A 2,232-nucleotide genomic window follows, 5' to 3' on the forward strand; every position below is an offset into this window, starting at 1 on the left:
CAGTACCGCCCAGACCGCCCAGATCCAGTTCTTCAACACCTGCACCGACGCGGCCACCTGTGCCGCCCAGTTCCGCGGCTTCGAGTTCGAGAGCAACTTCCTGCGCACCAACAGTGGGACGACCCCGGCCGCCACTGATTTAGTGTTCGAGCAGTACACCGCGGACTCCAACCTCAGCGGCACCGCGGTGACCAGCTATCAGGTCAACTTGTTAAATCAGGCGCTGACCCCGGTGGTAACGAACGCCGGCACCCTGGACGTCCGTAGCCAGAGCAACCAGCCCGCTGGCGGCCTGGTCAATCCCGGGGTCTTTTTCGCCCCGGCGAACCCCGTCGTCGCCAACGCGGGCGGCACCGCGCTGGTCTACAGCGCCAGCCAGTTGAACGTCACCACCAACGGCGGCACCGCGCTCGTGACCGACACGGTACAGCCCATCGTCGCCGGCCAGGTGCGCACCGCGCCCAGCAGCCTCGACGCCCTGACGCGCCAGGCGGACAACGACCTGGGCGCCGGGCGCACCGACCGGGAGGACTTCCTGAGCTATGTCTGGACGGCGAACGGCAGCCAACTGGCCGGCAACCTGAGCGGGACCCGCCTCAACCGTACTGTGGTCGGGGCCGCCGGGGCACCGTCCGCCTTCGCCAATAGCGGCACCCGCACGGTGGACAACGTCAACCGCACGGTGGCGATCCAGGACTCGGGCCTGCAGACGACGGTGGACACCAAGACCTTCGGGCTCACGGTCACCGAGGCCATGACGGGACTCACCGATACGGACTCGGTGAACGTCAGCTATCTGAACGCCCTGCCCAGCATCCTTACCGCGAAGGCGACGGCCCAGGTCGATGACCTGCTGTTCCAACTCGCCTTCGCCGACCCCGATCTGGCGGTCAACAACCTGATCCCAAGCTTCGAGCAACTGACCGTGAAGATACTGGTGGGCCTGGCGGACTTCACCGGCTTCTTCGGCAACCTGATTCAGAATGGCAGTCAGCTCGTCGATGCCGCGACCCTGTTCAACACCTTCGGCGCCGGCACCCATACCTTCGAGGTCCGGGTCTCGGATCGGGCGATCCTGGCCAGCGGCGGAACCCTCGCACCAAGGGCCAGCGACTTCCAGTTCAGCGTCCAACGCCTTGAAGTGGCCGAAACCCCGGAGCCGGCGACGCTGACGCTGTTCGCCATCGCGGCCGTCGCCCTGGCGGGGCTCTCATGGCGGCGGCGCAGTGCCCCGCGGCTCGCCGGAATCAGTATCCATCGAGCCTAAATCCGGCAATTGCTCTCACAAAGACACAAAGAACTCAAAGAACAACAGATCACTGAAAGCGTTGCGCCGATCACCGCCCAGATGACCTCCTCGACCGACATATCGCTTTGAAAATCTTTGTGATCTTTGTGTCTCTGTGAGAGACCCGCGCTTTCTGGGTTGAGCCGCGCGCCGGCCGCGCAAGATCACCATTAAGGTGCCCGTCCAGCGGCGGGTACCCGACACGACACTGAACTGGAGGCCCCCGATGTCAGACCCCTTTATCGCGGAAGTGAAGCTCTTCAGCTTCGACTTCGCCCCGCGCGGCTGGGCGACCTGTGATGGGCAGGTGCTGCCCATCGCCCAGCACCAGGCACTGTTCGCCGTCCTCGGCACCACCTACGGCGGCAACGGGTCCCAGACCTTCGCCCTGCCGGACCTGCGCGGGCGCACCCCCATTCATGTGGGGACCAGTCAGGGCGGATCGAACCATCCGCTCGGGCAAGCGGCCGGCAAAGAGAACGATGCGCTGACACTCGCGCAGTTGCCCGCCCACGGGCATGGCGGCCAAGGGACCAGCGCCACCCCGGGCGACACCACCCAGACGAACACCCTGCTGTGCGCGGTCGAGGGCGGGCGGCGCCCGATCACCCCCTATGGACCGGCGAGCGGCCTCACACCGCTGCACCCCGACTCGGTCGCGAACGCCGGGGCCAACCAGGGGCACAACACCATGCAGCCATTCCTGACCGTCAATTTCTGCATTGCGCTCGCCGGGGTCTTCCCCGTGCGCGACTGATCCCTTCCCGGCCTTTTGGAGGAGCTTGATCCCATGTCCGATTCTTACATTGGCGAGATCCGTCTGTTCGCAGGCAACTTCGCCCCCAAAGACTGGGCCTTCTGCGACGGGCAGCAACTGCCCATCGCGGAGTTCGATACCCTGTTCGCCCTGATCGGCACCACCTACGGCGGCGACGGGCAGAGCA

Annotated in this window: 3 protein-coding genes; all 3 read left to right on the forward strand. The window is 65.6% G+C overall.

The annotated features are described in order from the left end of the window. The coding region (locus QZY48_RS22895) for a PEP-CTERM sorting domain-containing protein (RefSeq protein ID WP_295435449.1) at window positions 1–1,267 on the forward strand (1,267 nt) is incomplete at its 5' end. A gap of 247 nt (window positions 1,268–1,514) precedes the next feature. Next, the gene (locus QZY48_RS22900) at window positions 1,515–2,045 is read left to right on the forward strand and encodes a tail fiber protein (RefSeq protein ID WP_295435451.1); all 531 of its coding nucleotides are present in this window, start codon (window positions 1,515–1,517) and stop codon (window positions 2,043–2,045) included. Between the two features lie 33 nt (window positions 2,046–2,078). Further along, on the forward strand, window positions 2,079–2,232 hold a 154-nt coding region (locus QZY48_RS22905; RefSeq protein ID WP_295435452.1), incomplete at its 3' end, for a tail fiber protein.

The sequence above is a fragment of the uncultured Thiodictyon sp. genome (assembly GCF_903828115.1).
In the GTDB taxonomy this organism is placed as follows: Bacteria; Pseudomonadota; Gammaproteobacteria; order Chromatiales; family Chromatiaceae; genus Thiodictyon.